Source organism: Frigoribacterium sp. CF331 (assembly GCF_057787905.1).
Window position 1 is genome coordinate 2,623,409 of the sequence record NZ_CM173545.1, and the last position, 16,256, is coordinate 2,639,664.

General features: G+C 70.5%; 16 protein-coding genes. 8 read left to right on the plus strand and 8 right to left on the minus strand.

What is annotated here, in order from left to right:
• Positions 1 to 150: 150 nt before the first annotated feature.
• Both AC3CCI_RS12220 and AC3CCI_RS12225 read right to left on the minus strand, forming a co-directional pair.
• A complete protein-coding gene (locus tag AC3CCI_RS12220) occupies positions 151 to 414 on the minus strand; it encodes an acyl-CoA carboxylase epsilon subunit (protein WP_488627351.1) in 264 nt (87 codons plus the stop codon).
• Positions 411 to 2,024, minus strand: a complete 1,614-nt coding sequence (locus tag AC3CCI_RS12225) for an acyl-CoA carboxylase subunit beta (protein WP_354593114.1) — start codon at positions 2,022 to 2,024, stop codon at positions 411 to 413. Before AC3CCI_RS12225 ends, AC3CCI_RS12220 begins: the two co-directional genes overlap by 4 nt.
• Before the next feature lie 106 nt (positions 2,025 to 2,130).
• On the opposite strand from AC3CCI_RS12225, the gene AC3CCI_RS12230 reads away from it, so the two are divergent.
• The 3 genes from AC3CCI_RS12230 to AC3CCI_RS12240 are packed head-to-tail and all read left to right on the plus strand — an operon-like array spanning position 2,131 to position 4,823.
• Positions 2,131 to 2,910, plus strand: coding sequence for a biotin--[acetyl-CoA-carboxylase] ligase (locus AC3CCI_RS12230; protein ID WP_488627352.1), 780 nt, complete (start codon positions 2,131 to 2,133; stop codon positions 2,908 to 2,910).
• A gap of 4 nt (positions 2,911 to 2,914) precedes the next feature.
• Entirely contained in the window at positions 2,915 to 3,469 is a 555-nt protein-coding gene (locus tag AC3CCI_RS12235) for a PH domain-containing protein (RefSeq protein WP_354593112.1), read from the plus strand.
• A 46-nt stretch (positions 3,470 to 3,515) separates the two neighbouring features.
• On the plus strand, positions 3,516 to 4,823 hold the full coding sequence (locus AC3CCI_RS12240) for a UDP-glucose dehydrogenase family protein (protein ID WP_488627353.1): 1,308 nt from the start codon (positions 3,516 to 3,518) through the stop codon (positions 4,821 to 4,823).
• Positions 4,824 to 4,826: 3 nt separating this feature from the next.
• Here the strand turns inward: AC3CCI_RS12240 and AC3CCI_RS12245 are convergent, their stop codons facing one another.
• Positions 4,827 to 5,333, minus strand: coding sequence for a GtrA family protein (locus AC3CCI_RS12245; RefSeq protein WP_488627354.1), 507 nt, complete (start codon positions 5,331 to 5,333; stop codon positions 4,827 to 4,829).
• 123 nt (positions 5,334 to 5,456) lie between these two features.
• Between AC3CCI_RS12245 and AC3CCI_RS12250 the strand changes: the two genes are divergently transcribed.
• From AC3CCI_RS12250 to AC3CCI_RS12260, 3 genes are all read left to right on the plus strand, one after another.
• The gene (locus AC3CCI_RS12250) at positions 5,457 to 6,593 is read left to right on the plus strand and encodes a 5-(carboxyamino)imidazole ribonucleotide synthase (protein WP_488627355.1); all 1,137 of its coding nucleotides are present in this window, start codon (positions 5,457 to 5,459) and stop codon (positions 6,591 to 6,593) included.
• Positions 6,594 to 6,688: 95 nt separating this feature from the next.
• On the plus strand, positions 6,689 to 7,156 hold the full coding sequence (purE, locus tag AC3CCI_RS12255; RefSeq protein ID WP_488628690.1) for a 5-(carboxyamino)imidazole ribonucleotide mutase: 468 nt from the start codon (positions 6,689 to 6,691) through the stop codon (positions 7,154 to 7,156).
• The gene (locus AC3CCI_RS12260; RefSeq protein WP_488627356.1) at positions 7,153 to 8,499 is read left to right on the plus strand and encodes an LCP family protein; all 1,347 of its coding nucleotides are present in this window, start codon (positions 7,153 to 7,155) and stop codon (positions 8,497 to 8,499) included. Before purE ends, AC3CCI_RS12260 begins: the two co-directional genes overlap by 4 nt.
• Positions 8,500 to 8,633: 134 nt before the next feature.
• Here the strand turns inward: AC3CCI_RS12260 and AC3CCI_RS12265 are convergent, their stop codons facing one another.
• From AC3CCI_RS12265 to AC3CCI_RS12285, 5 genes are all read right to left on the minus strand, one after another.
• Positions 8,634 to 9,758, minus strand: a complete 1,125-nt coding sequence (locus AC3CCI_RS12265) for a glycosyltransferase family 4 protein (protein WP_354593107.1) — start codon at positions 9,756 to 9,758, stop codon at positions 8,634 to 8,636.
• Positions 9,748 to 10,638, minus strand: coding sequence for a dTDP-4-dehydrorhamnose reductase (gene rfbD / locus AC3CCI_RS12270; protein ID WP_488627357.1), 891 nt, complete (start codon positions 10,636 to 10,638; stop codon positions 9,748 to 9,750). Before rfbD ends, AC3CCI_RS12265 begins: the two co-directional genes overlap by 11 nt.
• Positions 10,638 to 11,621, minus strand: a complete 984-nt coding sequence (rfbB, locus tag AC3CCI_RS12275; RefSeq protein WP_488627358.1) for a dTDP-glucose 4,6-dehydratase — start codon at positions 11,619 to 11,621, stop codon at positions 10,638 to 10,640. Before rfbB ends, rfbD begins: the two co-directional genes overlap by 1 nt.
• A gap of 80 nt (positions 11,622 to 11,701) precedes the next feature.
• On the minus strand, positions 11,702 to 13,144 hold the full coding sequence (locus AC3CCI_RS12280) for a glycosyltransferase family 2 protein (RefSeq protein ID WP_488627359.1): 1,443 nt from the start codon (positions 13,142 to 13,144) through the stop codon (positions 11,702 to 11,704).
• Positions 13,145 to 13,167: 23 nt separating this feature from the next.
• Entirely contained in the window at positions 13,168 to 14,529 is a 1,362-nt protein-coding gene (locus tag AC3CCI_RS12285; protein ID WP_488627360.1) for a glycosyltransferase family 4 protein, read from the minus strand.
• A gap of 173 nt (positions 14,530 to 14,702) precedes the next feature.
• On the opposite strand from AC3CCI_RS12285, the gene AC3CCI_RS12290 reads away from it, so the two are divergent.
• Positions 14,703 to 15,521, plus strand: a complete 819-nt coding sequence (locus AC3CCI_RS12290) for an ABC transporter permease (protein ID WP_488627361.1) — start codon at positions 14,703 to 14,705, stop codon at positions 15,519 to 15,521.
• Positions 15,518 to 16,246 (plus strand): ABC transporter ATP-binding protein, encoded by a 729-nt coding sequence (locus tag AC3CCI_RS12295; protein WP_488627362.1) that lies wholly within the window; start codon positions 15,518 to 15,520, stop codon positions 16,244 to 16,246. Before AC3CCI_RS12290 ends, AC3CCI_RS12295 begins: the two co-directional genes overlap by 4 nt.
• The last annotated feature ends 10 nt before the right edge of the window (positions 16,247 to 16,256 follow it).

Below are 16,256 nucleotides of genomic sequence, written 5' to 3' on the forward strand. Positions count from 1 at the left end.
GCTTACCCTAGTCGGCTCCTGCGCGGTGGTGTGACTCTGAGAGAGACACCTAGCAAGAGACAGCATGACCCCTCGACGCCCGGTGTGCAGTCGTCATTTAGGGGGACAGGCGGGGGAGGATGGCCCCGTCCACCCCCCCTCCGGGGCACGTCAGCCCGAGAATCCGCGCCAGCGGCCTTCTCCGGCCACGATCGAGGGGCGCGGCGCCCTGGCCGACCGGGTCCAGGCCGAGGTGGGGGTCGAGACGGGTGCGGCCCCGACGGAGGCCGACCGACCGGCCTGGACGGCGGCCAGCAACGCCGTGACGGCGGCGAGCTCGTCCGGCGTCGGGTCGCCGGCCACGACCCGCAGCACGGGGGCGGGCGAGGTGCCGGCAGGCGGGTCGGCGGACTCGGCCGCGTGTCGCCCGGTCACAGGGGGATGTTCCCGTGCTTCTTGGGCGGCAGCGTGGCGCGCTTCGTCTTGAGCGCCCGGAGGGCCTTGATCACCGCGACCCGGGTCGCCGCCGGCTCGATGACGCCGTCGAGCTCGCCGCGCTCGGCGGCCAGGAACGGGCTCGCGACGTTGTACGTGTACTCGTTGGCGAGACGCGTGCGGACGGCGGCGACGTCCTCGCCGGCCTCGGCGGCGGCCTTGATCTCGTTGCGGTACAGAATGTTGACGGCACCCTGCCCGCCCATCACGGCGATCTCGGCCGTCGGCCAGGCGAGGTTGATGTCGGCGCCGAGCTGCTTGGAACCCATGACGATGTAGGCGCCGCCGTAGGCCTTGCGGGTGATCACGGTGACCAGCGGCACGGTGGCCTCGGCGTAGGCGTAGAGCAGCTTGGCACCACGACGGATCACGCCGGTCCACTCCTGGTCGGTGCCGGGCAGGTAGCCGGGCACGTCGACGAGGGTGAGGATCGGGATGTTGAACGCGTCGCAGAAGCGCACGAACCGGCTCGCCTTCTCGCCCGCCTCGATGTTGAGGGTGCCGGCCATGGCCGAGGGCTGGTTGGCGATCACGCCCACCGGGCGGCCCTCGACCCGGCCGAAGCCGACGACGATGTTGGGGGCGAAGAGCGGCTGCACCTCGAGGAACTCGCCGTCGTCGACGACGTGCTCGATGACCGTCATGACGTCGTAGGGCTGGTTGGGGCTGTCGGGGATCAGCGTGTTCAGCTGACGGTCGAGGTCGGTGGTCTCGAGTTCGACGGGCACGTCGAAGACGTGCGGGTCGGCCAGGTTGTTGTCGGGCAGGTACGACAGCAGCGACCGGGCGTAGTCGAGGGCGTCGTCCTCGTCGCTGGCCAGGTAGTGCGAGACGCCCGAGACCTTGTTGTGGGTCAGGGCCCCGCCGAGCTCCTCGAAGCCGACGTCCTCGCCGGTGACGGTCTTGATGACGTCCGGCCCGGTGACGAACATGTGGCTCGTCTTGTCGACCATGATCACGAAGTCGGTGAGCGCGGGGGAGTACACCGCGCCTCCCGCCGCCGGGCCCATGATGAGCGAGATCTGCGGGATGACGCCCGACGCGGCCGTGTTCAGGCGGAAGATCTCGCCGTACTTGCCGAGCGCCACGACGCCCTCCTGGATGCGGGCCCCGCCCGAGTCGAGGATGCCGATGATGGGCACGCCGGTCTTGAGGGCCAGCTGCATGACCTTGATGATCTTCTCGCCGGCGACCTCGCCGAGCGACCCGCCGAAGATGGTGAAGTCCTGCGAGTAGACGGCCACCTGGCGGCCGTGGATCGTGCCCGTGCCCGTCACCACGGCATCGCCGTAGGGGCGCTTGGCCTCCATGCCGAAGGCGTGGGTGCGGTGCCGGACGAACTCGTCGAGCTCGACGAACGAGCCCGGGTCGAGCAGCTCGTCGATGCGCTCGCGCGCCGTCTTCTTGCCTTTCGCGTGCTGCTTCGCGACGGCGGCCTCGCCGCTGGCCGTCACGGCCTCGTGGTAGCGGGCCTTGAGGTCGGCGAGCTTGCCCGCGGTGGTGTGCAGGTCGGGCGCGGCGTCGGTGAGGGGCGCGGAGTCAGGAGTCACGCGCTTCACTCTACTGACCGGCCCCCGGCCCACCGTTGGAGGTTTCCACGCGTGGACGCGCCCGGACGTCGTAGGACTCGTCAACTGGCGCCCCTAGGCTGAACCGATGGACCTCCCCCTGACCTCGGCCGTCAGCCCTCACCTCGTCGTGCTCGGGTCGACGGGGTCGACCAACGCCGACCTGCTCGCCGCCGTCGACGAGCCGCACCTGGCGACCTGGGCGACGCTCGACCAGTCCGCCGGCCGAGGCCGGCTCGACCGTCGCTGGGTGACCACGCCCGGGCGCTCGCTCGCGGCCAGCGTGCTGCTGCACCGGGGCGACCTGCCGACGGGGTCGCTCGGCTGGGTGCCGCTGCTCGCGGGCGTGGCGATGCGCGCCTCCGTCCGTCGGGTCGTCGAGGGCGCGGACGTGACCCTCAAGTGGCCCAACGACGTGCAGGTCGGCGGCGACAAGGTCTGCGGGCTGCTCGCCGAGCTGCGGCCCGACGCGAGCGCCGTGGTCGTCGGGGCCGGGGTCAACCTCACGGTGCCCGCCGACGAACTGCCCACGCCGACCGCCACGTCGTTGGGCCTGCACGGCGCGACGGGGTCGGCACCCGACCTGGCCGACGCCGTGCTCTCGTCGTGGGTCGCCGACCTCGGGCGCCTCGTCGGCGACCTCGCGGCTGCCGGGGGCGACGCCGCCGCGAGCGGCGCCCTCGACGCGGTGCGCGAGGCGTGCGCGACCCTGGGTCGCGAGGTGCGCGTCGAGCTGCCGGGAGGCGCGGTGCTGGTCGGCGAGGCGGTGGACGTCGACGAGGCGGGACGGCTGGTCGTGCGTTCCGCCACGAGCGGCGGGACCACGGCCGTGGCATCGGGCGACGTCACGCATCTGCGGTATGAATGAGCCTGTGAGCACCGACGGACCGCAGCCGACCGAGTACGTCGTCGCGCGCCTCCGGCCGCACGCCCGCGTCCTGTTCTGGCCGTCGCTCGCCCTCGTCGGCATCTGCGCCGCGACCGGGTACTTCGGCGGCCGGTTCGACGTCGACTGGCAGAACTACGTGCTGCTGGGCGCGGCGCTCGCGCTGATCGTGCTGCTGTGGCTCGTCCCGGTGCTGCTCTGGCTGAGCCGGCGCTACGTCGTCACCTCGCGGCGGCTCGTCGTGCGTCGGGGGCTGTTCGTCCGCACCCGCCACGAACTGCTGCACAGTCGCGGATACGACCTGACGGTGCGCAAGAACTCGGTGCAGAGCCTGTTCCGCAGCGGCGACGTCCTGGTCAACACCGGGCTCGACCGGCCGCTGGTGCTCTGGGACGTGCCGTCGGCCGACCTCGTGCAGTCGGCTCTGCACGACCTGATGGAGGCGAACCAGAACAGCGTGGCCCAGCGTCGTCAGCACCAGCAGGCGGCCGGGCACGACGACACCACCTCGTGGGGTGGGGACGGGCCGTTCGGTCGCTGACCCTCTCGGGACGAGCGCCGCTCCGGCCTGCCCTAGGGTTGACGGCATGCGTATGTCAGTCATCGGATGCGGTTACCTCGGCGCCGTGCACGCAGCGTGCATGGCCGATCTCGGGCACGAGGTGGTCGGCATCGACGTCGACCCCGGCAAGATCGAGATGCTCGCGTCGGGTCACGCCCCCTTCTTCGAGCCGGGCCTGCCCGAGGCCCTGCGCCGGGCCCTCGACTCGGGGCGGCTGCGGTTCTCGACCGACCCGGCCGACGCCGCGGGGGCCCAGGTGCACTTCGTCGCCGTCGGCACCCCGCAGACGGCCGGCAGCGACGCCGCCGACCTGACCTACGTCGACGCCGCGGTCCAGGGGCTCCTGCCGCACCTCGCCGACGGCGACCTCGTGGTCGGCAAGTCCACCGTGCCGGTCGGCACCGCGAGCCGCCTCGCCGACCTGGTCCGCGCCTCCTCGGGGGCCGACCTGGCCTGGAACCCCGAGTTCCTGCGCGAGGGCTTCGCCGTGGCCGACACCGTCTCGCCCGACCGGTTCGTGTACGGCGTGCCGTCCGGCGACGCCGGCGAGCGGGCCACCGCGGTGCTCGACGAGGTGTACGCCACGGCGTTGGCCACCGGCACGCCCCGGCTCGTCACCGACTACGCGACGGCCGAGCTCGTCAAGGTGTCGGCGAACGCGTTCCTCGCGACGAAGATCTCGTTCATCAACGCGATGGCCGAGATCGCCGAGGCCACCGGCGCCGACGTCACGCAGCTGGCCGACGCCATCGGTCACGACGCCCGCATCGGTCGGCGGTTCCTCAACGCCGGCCTGGGCTTCGGGGGTGGCTGCCTGCCGAAGGACATCCGGGCGTTCCAGGCCCGGTCGCGCGAACTGGGCCTCGAGTCCCTCGACTTCCTCGCCGACGTCGACGCCGTCAACCTGCGCCGCCGCGACCGGGTGGTGGCGCTGGCCGACGAGTTGCTGGGCGGGGACGTCCGGGGTCGGCGGGTCGCCGTGCTGGGCGTGGCCTTCAAGCCCGACAGCGACGACGTCCGCGACTCCCCGGCGCTCGACGTCGCCCGGCGCCTGCACGCGGCCGGGGCCGAGGTCGTGGTGTTCGACCCCGAGGCCAACCACACGGCCGCCCGCCTCGCGCCCGACCTGTCGTACGTCGACGACGCGGCGTCGGCCCTGTCCGGTGCCGACCTCGTGCTCGTCCTGACCGAGTGGAAGCAGTTCAAGGCCCTCCGGCCGGCCGACGTGCTCCCTCTCGTCGCGCACCCGCGACTCGTCGACGCCCGCAACGTCTTCGACCCGGCCGCGTGGCGCGACGCGGGCTTCGAGTACCGGGCGCTCGGGCGTCCCTAGCGGTCAGGCGCGTCCGACCCGCGTCGAGTCCTCGAGCTGCAGGTCGTCGGCGGGCGCGGGGTCGACGTCCGACGACGCCGGCCGGGTGCGTGCGGGGTGGAACACCCACAGCCGGTAGAGCGTGAAGCGGAACACCGTGCCCAGGGCGAGCCCCACGACGTTGGACGCGACGTTGTCGGCCAGGGCGGACCGGTACCCGAGCACGTAGTGCGACACCCACAGGCAGGCGAGCCCGATCACCATGCCGCCGAGGGCGACCGCGAAGAACTCGACGGCCTCGCGCACGGCCCGGTCCCTACGGGTGTCGCCGAAGGTCCAGTACCGGTTGCCCAACCAGACGACCACGATCGACACGACGCTCGACGCGACCTTCGCCAGGACGGGCCCGCCGGCCGTGACCTCGGGGTCGAACACCGTCAGGCGCAGGGCGTTGAAGACCCCGAGGTCGACCACGAGGCCGCACAGGCCGATCAGCCCGTACCGGACGAGCTGTCGGGCGAGGCGCAGCATGCATCTCCTTCGGGGATCGGCCAAGATGGTTCGGGCCCGACCGGACGGTTTCGGGTCCACCGCGTTCGTTCGCGTGCCCGCCATCCTCGCATCCGCGGGGCGGTCGCGCAGTCAGGAGTCGAGATGGCCTACCGCGTCGGAGTGATCGGTGGAGGGCAGCTGGCCCGCATGATGGTGCCGCCGGCCGTCCACCTGGGCATCGAGATCAGCGTCCTGGCCGAGACCGAGGGCAGCTCGGCGCGGCTCGCCGCGACCCGGGTCGGCGACTACCACGACGTCGACGTCGTGCTCGACTTCGCGCGGGGAGTCGACGTCGTCACCTTCGACCACGAGCACGTGCCGCAGTCGGTGCTCGCCACCCTGGTCGAGGCTGGCGTCGAGGTCCACCCCGGGCCCGCCGCCCTGGCCGTCGCACAGGACAAGATCGTCATGCGCGAGCGGCTCACGGCCCTCGGGCTGCCCGTCCCCGACTGGGCGGCGGTCCACGACCGGGCCGGCCTCGAGGCATTCCTGGCCGACCACGGCGGTCGTGCCGTCGTCAAGACCGCCCGCGGCGGCTACGACGGCAAGGGCGTCCGCGTGGTCTCGGCGGCCCACGAGGCCGACGACTGGTTCGCGGCGCTCTCGCAGGACGGCGAGGGAGGCGCGCTCCTGGTCGAGGAGCTCGTCGAGTTCCGGCGTGAGCTGTCGCAGCTCGTGGCCCGGCGGCCGAGCGGGCAGATCGTGCCCTGGTCGGTCGTCGAGACGGTCCAGCGTGACGGCGTCTGTGCCGAGGTCTTCGCGCCCGCGCCGTCCAGCGCCGGCCGGGTGGCCGACGTCGCCCACGACATCGCGCGCACGGTGGCCGAGCGGCTCGGGGTCACGGGCGTGCTCGCGGTCGAGCTGTTCGAGACCACCGACGAGCGCCTCCTGATCAACGAGCTGGCCATGCGACCGCACAACACCGGGCACTGGACGATCGACGGGTCGGTCACCAGCCAGTTCGAGCAGCACCTCCGCGCGGTGCTCGACCTGCCCCTGGGCGACACGGGTCACCACCGCCCCCACAGCGTCATGGTGAACGTCCTCGGCGGGCCCGCGACGGGGACGATGGCCGACCGCCTGCCGGCGTTGATGCGCGACCAGCCGGCCGTGAAGGTCCACGACTACGGCAAGGAGCCCCGACCGGGTCGCAAGGTCGGGCACGTCACGGTGATCGGCGACGACCTCGACGAGAGCGTCGCCAGGGCGCGCGCCGCTGTCGAGTTCTTCACCGACTGACGGCTATCCTCTAGTCCGTGTCCGACCCGAAGAGCACTTCTCCGACCCCGGCCTCGCCGAACGACCCGTCGGTGACGCCCGTGGTGTCGATCGTCATGGGCTCCGACAGCGACTGGCCCACGATGACCGGCGCCTCCGAGATCCTCTCGCGGTTCGGCATCGCCCACGAGGTCGAGGTCGTCTCGGCCCACCGCACCCCCGAGAAGATGATCCGCTTCGGCCAGGAGGCAGCCGGCCGCGGCGTCCGCGTCATCATCGCCGGTGCCGGCGGGGCGGCGCACCTGCCCGGCATGCTGGCGTCGGTGACGACTCTGCCCGTCGTCGGGGTCCCGGTCGCCCTCGCGAAGCTCGACGGGCTCGACAGCCTCCTGTCGATCGTCCAGATGCCGGCGGGCGTGCCCGTGGCCACGGTCTCGATCGGCGGAGCGGTCAACGCCGGGCTGCTGGCGGCGCGCATCATCGGGTCGCGCGACCAGGGCGTCGCCGACCAGCTCGCCGACTACGCGTCGGGCCTGGCGCAGCTGGTCGACGAGAAGAACGCGGCCCTCTCGCGGTCGCTGTGAGCGCCGCGCTCCCGGTCCGCCACCCCGACACGCGGTCGGTCCCGTTCATGACCCGGCGGGCGTGGACGCTGGTGCTGCTGAACGTCGTGATCCCCGGGTCGGCGCAGGTGCTGGCCGGCAGTCGTCGGCTCGGTCGCTGGGGCCTCGCCTCGACCCTCGTCTTCTGGGCGGTGGCGCTCGTGACCGTCGCCCTGGCGCTGTTCTGGCGGACGCCCCTGTTCGACGTCGCCACGAGTGTCGTCGCGCTCACCGCGGTGCAGATCTTCTTGGTGTACTACGCCGTGCTCTGGCTCGTGCTCACCCTCGACACGCTCCGGTTGATCCGGATCATCCGCACCGCGCCGTCGGCCCGGGGCCTGCTCGCGGGGGTCATGGTGCTGCTGCTCGTGGCCACCGTCGGGCCCGCGGCCTGGGGTGCGTACCTCAGCGGCGTGCAGCACGGGCTGCTGAACAGCCTCTTCACGTCGCAGCAGGCGGCCGCCGCGCCGGTCGACGGTCGGTACAACATCCTGCTGCTCGGTGGCGACGCCGGCTCCGACCGGACCGGCCTCCGCCCCGACAGCATCTCGGTGGCGAGCATCGACGCCGAGACCGGGGCCACCACGATCGTGGGCATCCCGCGGAACCTCTACAACGCCCCCTTCAGCGAGGGCTCGCCGCTCTACGGCGCCTACCCCGACGGCTACACCTGCGGTGACGACTGCCTGGTGAGCTACCTCTACACGTACGGCGAAGAGCACCCCGACCTCTACCCCGACGCCGAGGCGAAGGGCAGCAACCCGGGCGTCGAGGCCATGCGTGACGCCGTCGAGGGCGTGACCGGATTGACGCTGCAGTACTACGTGCTGATCGACATGCAGGGGTTCGTCGACCTGATCGACGCGCTCGGCGGCATCACCGTCGACAACACCGAGGGTCGGCTGCCGATCAACGGCGGCGTCGACGCGAACGGCCAGCCGACGAACGTCGACGGATGGATCGAGCCGGGCGTCCAGAAGCTCGACGGCTACCACGCGCTCTGGTACGCCAGGGCCCGTCACGGGTCCGACGACTACCACCGCATGGCCCGACAGCGAGAGGTCCAGCAGGCGCTGTTGACGCAGTTCCAGCCGGCGACCGTCCTGACCAAGTTCCAGTCCGTCGCGTCGGCCGGGGCACAGACCGTCGACACCGACATCCCGCAGGGAGCCCTGACGGCCTTCGTCGAGCTCGCGCTCAAGGCGAAGGACCAGCAGGTCACCGACCTCGAGATCGTCCCGCCGACGTACTCGAACGTCTACCCGGACTACACGGTGATCCACGCCGACGTCGCGGCGGCCACGGCCGTCGCACCCGCCGGCTGACCGGACCCGTCGTCGGCGCGGTGACCCGCGCCTCCCGTGCCTGCCGACGCTCGTCGGCCGCTCCGGGCGCACGGTGACCCGCGCCTCCGGTGGTGTCGTGACGCGGGAGGCGCGGCTCGCGACCTCGGGGACGCCTAGAGGTCGGCGTGCAGCTGCCAGACCTTGTCGGCGGAGTCGGTCCAGCTGAAGGCTCGCGCACGGTCGAGGCCGGCGATGCCGAGGCGGGACGAGAGCTCGAGGTCGTTGACGACCTGGAACATCGCCTGCGCGAGGCGCTCGGGGTAGCTCTCGGGGTCGTCTCGCGGCACGACGACCGCGGCGTCGGCGGCGACCTCGACGAGAGCCGGGGCGTCCGACACGATGGTCGGGGTGCCGAAGCTCAGGGCCTCGACGACGGGCAGCCCGAAGCCCTCGGCCAGGCTCGGGAAGACGAAGGCGGCTGCACGCTGGTAGAGCACGGCGATCTGGGCGTCCGAGACGAAGCCGAGGGTGCGGACGCGGTCGGGCGCGAGGCCGGCCTTCTCGACGATGTCGGCGACGCGGACGTCGCCCCAGCCCTCGGGGCCGACGATCAGCAGGGGCAGGTCGGGGGCGTCGGGGTGCGCGAGGGCCTGGATGAGGGGCTCGATGCCCTTCCGCGGCTCGACGGTTCCCACGCTGAGGAGGTAGCGCTCGGGCAGGTCGAGGGAGTCCGCGACCTCGTCGGCGTCGTCGGGGACGGCCAGGGCGTCGCTGACGGCCCCGCCGATGACGCGGATGCGGTCGCCGAAGTCGAACCACTCGCCCAGGTCGCGGGCCACGGCGTGGGTGGGCACGACCACGGCGTCCGCGTACCGGTGGGCACGCTTCGTCATCGCCTTGTGCCAGCTGACCCCGCGGGGCGTGAGGGTCTCGGGGTTCGTCCACGGCACGGTGTCGTGGATGGTGACCACGGTCTGCGTGCTGGGGTCGAGCTGACGGTCGTGTCGCCTCAGTGGGGCCATCAGGCTCGTGGCGTGGACCATGCCGCGACCGCTCGGGCCGATCACGCCCGTCTGCCAGGCGACCGACAGCTCTCGCCGGCCGACCAGGGTCTTGGTCAGGTGCGACAGGCCGGGCAGGCAGTCGGTGAGCCGGTCGTAGTCGGCCTGGGGGTGCGCCGCGACGATGCCCTCGACGGTGCAGCCGCCTGGGGCGGTGCGGATCAGCGCACGGGTGATCTCTTCGGTGTAACGCCCGATGCCGCCGGGTACGGGTGCGAGGATCTGGTCAACGACCACTCGAAGCGTTGTCATCGTTCTGCAGGACTCCCGTGTTGGCGGCCTCGGACAAGGCTTGTCTCCATGAGCGCATCGGGGTGAGCCCCGCTCGGCGCCACGCGTCGTGACCGAGCACGCTGTAGCTCGGTCTCGGGGCGGGGCGGACGAACGTCGAGCTGTCGGTCGGCTCGACCCTAGCAGCGTCGAGACCGGACTCCTCGAAGACCGCGCGGGCGAACTCGAACCAGCTGACGCTGCCCTCGTTGGTGCCGTGGTAGGTGCCGGCGGGCGCGTCCGAATCGAGCAGGGCGACGATCTGGTGGGCCAGGTCGAGCGTCCAGGTGGGCTGCCCGACCTGGTCGGCGACGACCGAGAGCCTGTCGCGGTGGGCCGCCAGGCCGAGCATCGTCTTCGGGAAGTTCGCACCGTGCCGCCCGTAGAGCCAGGCGGTCCGCACGATGTAGCTGCCGTCGGGGTTGCCGTCTCGCGCCAGGCGTTCGCCGAGGGCCTTCGTGCGCCCGTAGGCGCCCAGGGGTGCGAGCGGTGCGTCCTCGTCGTAGGGCTCGGTGGCGTCCCCCGCGAAGACGTAGTCGGTCGAGATGGTGACGAGCTTGGCCCCGTGGGTCGCCGTGGCCTCGGCGAGCAGTCCGACCGCGGTGCCGTTGACGGCGCGCGCGGTGTCCTCGTCGGTCTCGGCGGCGTCGACGGCGGTGTAGGCCGCGGCGTTGATGACGACGTCGTGGCCCTGCACGGCGTCGGAGACCGCGTCGCGGTCGGTCACGTCGAGGTCGGCGCGCGACAGGAGCGTGACGTCACGGCCGAAGAGTGCCTCGGCGAGGTCGGACCCGAGCATGCCGCGCGCCCCGGTCACCAGGTACCGGGCGTTCTGGCGCACCGCCATCAGAGGGCGGCGCGTTCTTTGAGGGGCTGCCACCACTCGCGGTTGTCGCGGTACCACTGCACGACGTCGGCGAGTCCCTGCTCGAAGGGCACCTGCGGCTCGTAGCCGAGCTCGTCGCGGATCTTCGAGATGTCGACCGAGTAGCGCAGGTCGTGGCCGAGGCGGTCCTGGACGCGGTCGACGTAGGACCAGTCCTTGCCCGTCGCCTCGAGCAGCATCCCGGTGAGCTCCTCGTTGGTGAGCTCGGTGCCGCCGCCGATGTTGTAGATCTCGCCGGCGCGGCCGCTCACGAGCACCATCGCGATGCCGCGGGTGTGGTCGTCGACGTGCAGCCAGTCGCGGATGTTGTTTCCCGCGCCGTAGAGGGGCACGTGGTGGTCGTCGATGAGGTTCGTGACGAATAGGGGGATGACCTTCTCGGGGAAGTGGTACGGACCGTAGTTGTTGCTGCAGCGCGTGATCGACACGTTCAGGCCGTGCGTGCGGTGGTAGCTGCGGGCGAGCAGGTCGCTGCCGGCCTTCGACGCCGAATAGGGCGAGTTCGGCTCGAGCGGGCGGTCCTCGGCCCACGAGCCCTCGGCGATCGAGCCGTAGACCTCGTCGGTCGAGACGTGCACGAAGCGCTTCAGGTCGTTGCGCAGGGCGGCGTCGAGCAGCTGCTGGGTGCCGAGCACGTTGGTCTCGACGAAGATCGACGCGTCGCGGACCGAGCGGTCGACGTGCGACTCGGCCGCGAAGTGGACGACGGCGTCGACCTCGGGGAAGAGCGTGTCGAGCAGCGCGCCGTCACGGATGTCACCCTTGACGAAGGTGTAGCGGGGGGAGTCGGCGACGCTCGCCAGGTTGGCCTCGTTGCCCGAGTAGGTCAGGGCGTCGAGCACGACCACCTCGGCGCCCTCGAGTCCCGGGTAGGCGTCTTCGAGGGTGCGACGGACGAAGTTGGAGCCGATGAAGCCGGCGCCGCCGGTGACGAGGATTTTCACGCTGATTCCTTGGGGTGGTCGTTCTCGGACGGGTCAGTCGATGCTACTGGGTGGCCCGGGGGCCGCTGGTCGAGCCGGGGTCATCGGTGCAGCAGGGTGCGCAACCGCCGGCTCACCATCGGATACCGCGACGCCAGCAACAGGGCGTAGCGCCTCTGGCGCGACGCCCGCAGGGGGATGTCCCAGACGCCCGTCGCCAGGCCGGCTCCGGCCAGAGCCGCCCACCGGGCCCGGAGGCGCGAGGCCTCGATGGGCACCGAGGCGGCCATCACGACGGACGCGCCCGCGCCCGCTTCGCCGTCGGCGCCCGACGACTTGTCGATGCGGTTGTCCGCGTACCGCACGGCGGTCTGTCGGACGGCGTCGTAACGGTGGCGCGAGACGCGCTTCGCCCACCGGCGGTCGTCGCGGGTGCCCCGGTCGATGACGATCAGCCGCGGGGCGAGCTGGTTGACCCGGATGAGGCGTTCGAGGGACGTTCCCGAGCGGATGAGGGCCACGGCGTCGAAGACCGTGGCGACCGATCGCGGATCCTGCAGGCGGAGGTGCTCTCGTCGCGTCCGCAGTCGGCGGGCGACCTTGGCGGTGGCCACGACGGTCACCTCCGCGGCCCCTTCCATCTCTCCGACGAGCGTGTCGACGAGGTCGACGATCGAGTCGTCGACGTCGGCGGGGACGTCGACGGCGATCCGGATGACGTCGTCGGAGGGGACGAGGGTGTCCGCGAAGGCGTCGATGGGGTCGCGTTCGACGGCCCGGTACATCTCGAGGGCGCCGACGTAGAACGGATACCGCTCGATCAACAACTTCTCGTGGGCGAACCTCAACGAGGGGCCGACGTCGCCGCTGAAGCTGGTGCTGCCGACGTGGAAGACCATGGCCCGGTTGGCCAGCAGCGAGACGTAGCCGTGCTCGTTGATCCGGAGGCAGAAGTCGTTCTCTTCTCCGTAGCCCGGCGAGAAGGCCTCGTCGAAGAAGCCGAAACGGTCGATCAGCTCGCGCTTGACGAGGTAGCAGAACCCCATCGCGACGGGGGCGACCGAGAACCGGGGCAGGAGCGGCGACACGAGGGCGTGGACCTCGGCACTGCGTTCCATCGAGCGCGGGCCGTGCTTGACCCGCCGAGCGTCGGGCATGCTCGCCAGCGTCGCGTTGTTGCTGCGGGGTGCCACCACGCCGTGGTGGGGGGAGGCGTAGAGGACGGCCGCCATCTCGTCGACGAAACCCGGCGTGGTGACGGTGTCGCTGTTGAGCAGCAGGACGTCGTTGCCCGTCCGGTCGAGCTCGAGCACCGCCCTGTTGCAGTTGCCCACGAAGCCGAGGTTGGCCTCGTTGCGGTGGTATTCGAACCCGGGGTGCGATCCGACGAGGTCGAGCAACATGGTCTCGATGGCGTCGGCCTGGGGTCCGACGTCGTTCGTGAGCAGCACCCGGTCGAGGCCGAAGTCGATGTTCTGCATCAACGACCGGACGCACGTCTCGAGGCCGGAGATGTCGTCGTAGACGGGGACGACCACGGTCACGGGGCGTCTGGTGCCGGGGTCCGTCACCGGCCGACCATCCGCTTCACGGCCACGGCCGGTCGGCGCATCACCCGACCGACGAGTCCGGAGCGGGTCCGGAGGCGCGACACCAGCAGTCCCGCGGCCATCTTCCCCGACATGGCACCGAGCGACGCGTACGCCTCGGGAAGGGCGAACCAGTAGCGGGCCACGTCGGGCAGGCGGTAGGCCGGTCCGCCGACGAGCGACTCCAGGCGGTCGATGGCTGCGTCGTTGCCGTACCGGCCGTGGACCACGGTCTCGAGGTGCCGAGCGGCGGCGTCGCCGTGTTCGCGCACGAGGTCGGGCGAGGTCGCGTAGGGCTCGAGGGCGTCGGCCAGGGCGTCGGGACGGTCGAGGTCGAACAGCGCACCGGTCACGCCGGGCACCACGAGTTCGGCACTTCCGCCGGAGTTCGACGCGACCACCGGCTTGCTCAGCAGCATGTACTCGAGCGTGGTCCGGCCGAAGGCCTCCAGGGTGGACGGCGTCACGCAGACGTCGGCGGCGGAGATGAACGCGTAGGGATTGGCCTGTTCTCCGACGAGGGTCACCTGCTCGGCCACTCCTGCCGACCGGGCACGGTCGCGCAAGGCCACGTCGTAGCCCGGCTCCTTCCATGACCCGACGAAGCAGACCGTCGCCGTGACGCCTCGTCGCTTGAGCTCGGCGACGGCGTCGATGACGCGGTGTTGTCCCTTGCCGGGTTCGACGCGTCCCACGACCGTGATGCGGAGACCCGGTGCCGCCTGGGGGAAGGGCGGCGTGGCGGGCCGCTCGAGCCCGAGCCGCCGAGCCTGGGCGGCATCGACCTGCGGGTAAACCACCGTTACCTTGTCGGCGTCGAGGTGGTCGGACAGGTGGGTCTTGAGGGCGAGGGAGTTCGTGAAGACGGCCTGGCTGAGGAGGCCGATGTCGTGGATGGTGGACACCCGTCCCGTCTGGAACTGCAAGCCGTGGTCGAGATCTCCGTACTCGCGGACGAACCAGGCGTGCGGGATGCCGAGGGTCGCCGCGGCGAAGGCCGCCCAGGGGGCCACCAGCGTGTTGGTGACGACGAGGTCGGGCCGGTCGGCCTCCATGTCGCGGATCATCGCGCGGACGGCTGCGTAGTCGACCGTCGCGAACGAGGCGGTCTCGGCTGCGGGTGCGGGTTGGTCGCTGGGCACCGCCCACCCTCGGAAGCGGTAGGCCTTGAACGGCCAGCCCCTCTCGCGCAGCGCCTTGATGAACTGCCCCTCGGGTGCCTTCGTGACGAAGACCGCGTCGAGGTCGGGGCGGCGAACCTTCCAGTCCTCGACCAACCGGAGCAGCGAGCGCTCCGCCCCGCCCAGGTTCACCGGGGCGGTGCTGTGGTTCGAGAACATGACACGCATTCGACAAGCCTACAAGTGCCGTCTATCTCCATGCCACTGAATGGACACCTTGCCTCGGGCGCCCGCGGAGCGGTGCCGTGCACGCAGGGCGGATGTGTGACAATGCTTTGTCCGCCTTCCCGACAGCGGCTGCTGTTCCATAGCGCAGCTGGGAGAACAACTGCATGACCTACTTGAGCGAACTCGTCTCGTCACGCGAACTCTTGGCGAACCTCACGATGCGCGAGGTGAAGGGCAAGTACCGGCGGACGGTGTTCGGTCAGCTGTGGTCGCTGATCAACCCTCTGGCGACGATGCTGGTCTACACGATCGTCTTCTCGTTCATCTTCCGGGCGCGCATTCAGACGGGTGACCCGAGCGGCATCCAGATCTATCCGCTGTGGCTCATGTCGGGTCTGCTGCCCTGGATGTTCTTCACCCGGGTCGTCAACGGGGGGATGTCGTCGATCACGGCCAACGGCTCGTTGATCAAGAAGGTGTACTTCCCCCGGATGAACCTGCCGCTCTCGACGGTCGGCTCGGTGGGTTTCACGTGGCTCATCGAGATGGGCGTCCTCTGCCTCGCCTTGGTCGTCTTCGGCTCGAAGCTCTGGCTGTGGTTGCCGTTCGTCATCCTGACGATGATCGCGCTCGCCTTCTTCGCGGCGGGCATGGCGATGCTGCTGGCGATCGCGAACGTGTACTTCAGGGACATGCAGCACCTGATGGGCATCGTGCTGCAGATGTGGATGTACCTCACGCCGATCATCTACCCGATCTCGCTGGTCGAGGAGGCGTCGGCCAAGCACGGTTCGTGGATACTCACCGTCTACCGGCTGAACCCCATGGAGCGCTTCGTCGAGGTGTTCCGCAACTTCCTCTACGACAACCGTTGGCCCGACCCGTCCGACGGCGTCTTCATCCTCCTCGCGGCGTCGATCATGTTCGCCGTCGGGTTCCTCGCCTTCTCGAAGAACGAGAAGAGACTGGCCGAACTGCTATGAACGCTCCCGCCGTGCTCGTCGACGACGTCTCGAAGAAGTTCCGGATGTACCACGAGCAGAACAACTCGTTGAAGTCCATGCTGATGCGTGGCCGACGCAGCATCCACGACGACTTCTGGGCGCTGAACAACATCTCGTTCGAGGTGCCGAGCGGGTCGACCTTCGGACTGATCGGCAAGAACGGTTCGGGCAAGTCGACGCTCCTCAAATGCCTGGCGCGCATCTTGCAGCCCGAGTCCGGCACCATCACGGCCAATGGCCGGCAGGCGTCGCTGCTCGAGGTCGGCTCGGGGTTCCACCCCGAGCTCTCCGGACGCGAGAACATCTTCCTGAACGGCTCGATCCTCGGCATGTCCAAGAAAGAGGTCACCCGGAAGTTCGACGAGATCGTCGCCTTCTCGGGTGTCGAGAAGTTCATCGACCAGCCGGTGAAGAACTACTCGTCCGGCATGTACGTCCGACTCGGGTTCTCTGTCGCCGTGAGCGTGACCCCGGACATCCTGGTGGTGGACGAGGTCCTCGCGGTCGGCGACGCGACCTTCCAGAAGCGTTGCCGCAACAAGTTCAAGGAGATGAAGGCCGACGGGCAGACGGTCATCCTCGTGTCGCACTCGATGAACACGGTCAAGGAGATGTGCGACCAGGTGGCCTGGCTGGATGCCGGCAAGCTCAGGCAGACCGGCCCGGCCGAGGCCGTCATCAAGGCTTACTCAGCCACCGTCTGACCCGTTTTCC

Excerpts from the sequence above, each read along its gene's own strand:
- AC3CCI_RS12245 (WP_488627354.1), bottom strand. The coding sequence starts at position 5,333 with ATGCTGCGCCTCGCCCGACAGCTCGTCCGGTACGGGCTGATCGGCCTG.
- AC3CCI_RS12240 (WP_488627353.1), top strand. The coding sequence starts at position 3,516 with ATGCGTATGTCAGTCATCGGATGCGGTTACCTCGGCGCCGTGCACGCA.
- purE (WP_488628690.1), top strand. The coding sequence starts at position 6,689 with ATGGGCTCCGACAGCGACTGGCCCACGATGACCGGCGCCTCCGAGATC.
- rfbD (WP_488627357.1), bottom strand. The coding sequence starts at position 10,638 with ATGGCGGTGCGCCAGAACGCCCGGTACCTGGTGACCGGGGCGCGCGGC.
- AC3CCI_RS12285 (WP_488627360.1), bottom strand. The coding sequence starts at position 14,529 with ATGTTCTCGAACCACAGCACCGCCCCGGTGAACCTGGGCGGGGCGGAG.
- AC3CCI_RS12290 (WP_488627361.1), top strand. The coding sequence starts at position 14,703 with ATGACCTACTTGAGCGAACTCGTCTCGTCACGCGAACTCTTGGCGAAC.
- AC3CCI_RS12230 (WP_488627352.1), top strand. The coding sequence starts at position 2,131 with ATGGACCTCCCCCTGACCTCGGCCGTCAGCCCTCACCTCGTCGTGCTC.
- AC3CCI_RS12250 (WP_488627355.1), top strand. The coding sequence starts at position 5,457 with ATGGCCTACCGCGTCGGAGTGATCGGTGGAGGGCAGCTGGCCCGCATG.
- AC3CCI_RS12295 (WP_488627362.1), top strand. The coding sequence starts at position 15,518 with ATGAACGCTCCCGCCGTGCTCGTCGACGACGTCTCGAAGAAGTTCCGG.